The following is a 3,396-nucleotide window of genomic DNA, read 5'->3' on the forward strand; positions in this document are numbered from 1 at the left end:
ATTGCCGCCATGGGCCGAGAGCAGTATCAGCCGTTGCAGTCCCCAGGCCGCCATGCGTCGGGCGCAGTCCACGATCACCCGCGCCAGGGTTCCACCTTCGAGACTCAATAAACCTGGAAAACCACTGTGTTCGTCGGAACAACCGATGGGCAGCACCGGCGCCACCAGCGTCTGGGTCAGTTGCTCAGCCAACGCCTCGGCCAGGGCCGCAGCCCGAACGGTATCGGTCGCCAGGGGTAAATGCGGCCCGTGCTGTTCGGTAGCGCCCAGGGGCAGAATCACCGTCGTCACGCCACCGGCGAGGGCCTGGGCCACCTCTGGCCAAGTCATCTCGGCGAGCCGGCCCGTCACCGGGCGGACTCCAGAAAGCCCCGGGCGCGCAGGAAATCGATGATCGCATCGGCCATCTCCTCCGGCGAACGATCCGACATCACCTGTCCCGATTTCTTCGCGACACCGGCCGACATGATCTGGGCGGCGCGCTCGTGGGGCGGAAGATTGGAATCGGGAATGAAGATCGCCCGGGGACGGGGGGCAGGCGGCATGACTTCACGCAACGTCACCGTCGGAAATTGCAGATCCTGCACCGACAATCCCAGCTCGAAAAGGTTACGCACCGGGATCTTCGCAGCTTTTGCCCGCATCAGTCCGGGCAGGGTAGCCTGACGCAGGCGGGCCAGGCTCGACTCGACGCCAAGCACCGCCGGCAGCATCACCTCGCTCTCGGAGCGGGCACCGCGCGCTAGGCGCCGCTGCACCAGAGCGCGATCACCCTGAATCTCGAGTTGCGTCACATCGGTCACGACGGGCCGGTCCAGATGTTCTCCCAGCAAAGCGGGCACTTTGCCAGCCCATCGGTCGAGGCTGCGGGCGCCACAAAGGATCAGGTCAGGGAGCGCATCTTCCAGGCGCAGCGAAGCCGCCAGCAAAGTGGATGTCACCGACGGTTTGGTAATGGCGTGGGATTCATCCCACAGGCGCACGACTGTATCGGCACCGACCGCAAGGGCATCCCGCAGCACCGCCTCCGTTTCCTCGGGGCCGACGGTAAGCGCCTGAATTGAGCCCTCGCCACCACGCAGGCGCAGTGCCGTTTCCAGGGCAGCCGCATCGTCCAGATTCATCATGTAGAGCGTGCGCGCCGCATCGATGATGCCGGTGAGCGGGTCGACTTCGACGGTGGTCGGATCGTGTACGAGTTTGAGACAAACGGCGATACGCATCGGTCAATTACCTACTTGTCAGGATTCCCGGTAAGTCACCCCGAAACCGCCCGTTGGATAGGACCATTGGATAGCCCCTTCCTGGTTACAGGCGATATAACAGGTGCCGCACTCGAAGCATTGTTCATAGTTGAACAGAATGCCGCCGTCGTCCAGGGGGACGAACAGGTTGGCGGGACAGACGTAGACACAGGCGCGTACCGCGCAGTCCTTGCAGATTCCGGCGTCCACCACGATATGGGGCTTATCGTCCACCTTGAACCGGGCGGTGCGCATTTTCTCTTCGTGGGTCGTCATTACCATAGGTAAGCCCTCGCGGCATGGTAGAAATCCCGCAGCAAATGATGCGGCCTGATGCGAAACCGGCGCACGCTTTTCATGGCCAGCGGCAAAATCTTTTGCTTGCGGTTGCCATCCACCCGAAACAGGTTTTCCGCGGCATGGGCAACGAAATCCGGGTACAGGTTCTGCAACCGCTCCCCGTTGACGAAAGGAGGGGCGAAGCGGAACCGCTGGAAATCCTCGGAGACGTGGCGCTGTTTCAGATAGTGCTCGTAACGAGACAGGGTACCCTTGGAAAAATCACCCTGACGGCAGGCCTCGATGGCGGTTTCTCCGGCCGCGAGGCCGGACTGCATCGCATAGTTCATGCCTTCGAGGTAAAGACCTGAGTTGAAGCAGAAGGCGGCGGCGTCGCCAGCGACCAGCATACCGTCGGCGTACAGTTTCGGTCTCATGTGCCAGCCCATTTCAGGGATCGTGTGGGCGGAGTATTCACGCAGAGTAGCACCGCGCACCAGGGGTGCCACCGCCGGATGCGCCTTGAACTGCTCCAGCAGTTCATAGGGCCGCTTCTTGTGCTCCACCAGGGAGGAGATCTGGCCGATAACACCCACGGAAAGGGAATCCCGGTTGGTGTAGAGAAACCCGCCGCCGTGGACATTTTCGGTAATAGCGCCCAGGTATTCGAAGGCCATGCCCTCGTTGCCGGACAGCTGAAAACGCTCGCGGATCAGGTGCTCGTCCAGTCCCAGGACTTCTTTCACTCCCAAGGCTATCTCGTGGCCATCGAACTCCCGCTGCAGTCCAGCCTTCTTGGCCATAAAGGAATTCGAGCCGTCACAGGCGATCACCACGTTGCCGCGCACCTCGCCCAGCTCACGCCGTACCTTGACGCCCACTACCCGGCCATTTTCGCGCAGCACATCGTCCACCACACAGGAATTCAGCAGGAACGCACCGGAGGCTTCGGCCTGGGCCGCGAACCAGCGGTCGAACTTAGGGCGCAGGACGGAAAAGCCGTTGTAGGGTGGATCGGCATAGCCCGTAGCCGTGGAACGAAAATCCAGCGACACCGCGGTCGTGGCCGACATAAGGGCAATATCGCGGCGGCAGATGTAACGCTCGACCGGTGCCTGTTCCCACCAATTGGGAATCAGCTCATGAAGGATCCTGCTGCCGTAGAAGACGCCACCGGAAACATTTTTGGCTCCCGGATACTCGCCGCGCTCGAGAAGCAGCACCTTCAGGCCCGCGCGCGCCGTGATCAGGGCGGCGGCGTTACCGGCGGGCCCCGCACCGATAACGATCACGTCGAAATGTTCAGTGTCTTGGGTGGCGTTGCTCGTCATCATTGCTTTTGGTATCTCTCAGGCTTGGTTTGCCTTTTCCGTGGTGGAGTCCGGGCCCTTCCTTAACCGGATGCCTGGATCGCGGTCCGTACAGACACGTGTCAAAGACCTCGTGGAATCCGGTGGACAGCGAGTCGCATCAATGGAGATTGCTCCGCGCATCACTGGCCGGCCGACTGCTTCGGTTGCGCAGGCACAGCCTCGACGCCCACCAGCGTCTCCAGTTTACTGATCAAGATTGGCAGGATCTCGTGCAAATCGCCCACTATGCCCAGATCCGCCAGTTTGAGCATCGGAGCCGTGCGGTCGATGTTGATCGCGATAATCGTGTCGCTGTCACCGATACCCGACACATGCTGAACGGCGCCGGAAACCCCGAAGGCCATGTACAATTTGGGCTCGATGATCTTGCCCGTCGTACCGATGTAGCGTTCGTGGGCCAGCCAGCCGCGGTCGGCGACCACCCGGGTTCCGCCCAGGGCGGCGTTCAACAGATCCGCCAGCCGCTGCAGCTCCGCCATACCCTCAGGCCCACCGACGCC

General features: G+C 61.8%; 5 protein-coding genes. All 5 read right to left on the reverse strand.

Features of this window, described 5'->3' with window-relative positions; genetic code table 11:
- Nucleotides 1-351 (reverse strand): creatininase family protein (locus LJE91_02135; GenBank protein MCG6867553.1); only part of this gene is annotated, 351 nt, incomplete at its 3' end.
- Nucleotides 348-1,223 carry a hypothetical protein gene (locus LJE91_02140; GenBank protein ID MCG6867554.1) on the reverse strand — a complete coding sequence of 292 codons (876 nt, stop codon included), beginning with the start codon at nt 1,221-1,223 and terminating at the stop codon, nt 348-350. The genes LJE91_02135 and LJE91_02140, both read right to left, overlap by 4 nt.
- 18 nt (nt 1,224-1,241) lie before the next feature.
- The gene (locus LJE91_02145) at nt 1,242-1,520 is read right to left on the reverse strand and encodes a 4Fe-4S dicluster domain-containing protein (protein ID MCG6867555.1); all 279 of its coding nucleotides are present in this window, start codon (nt 1,518-1,520) and stop codon (nt 1,242-1,244) included.
- Nucleotides 1,520-2,857 carry an FAD-dependent oxidoreductase gene (locus tag LJE91_02150; protein MCG6867556.1) on the reverse strand — a complete coding sequence of 446 codons (1,338 nt, stop codon included), beginning with the start codon at nt 2,855-2,857 and terminating at the stop codon, nt 1,520-1,522. The genes LJE91_02145 and LJE91_02150 overlap by 1 nt, the downstream gene beginning before the upstream one ends.
- 158 nt (nt 2,858-3,015) lie before the next feature.
- Nucleotides 3,016-3,396 (reverse strand): electron transfer flavoprotein subunit alpha/FixB family protein (locus tag LJE91_02155; GenBank protein MCG6867557.1); only part of this gene is annotated, 381 nt, incomplete at its 5' end.

This window comes from Gammaproteobacteria bacterium, assembly GCA_022340215.1.
GTDB lineage: Bacteria > Pseudomonadota > Gammaproteobacteria > JAJDOJ01 > JAJDOJ01 > JAJDOJ01.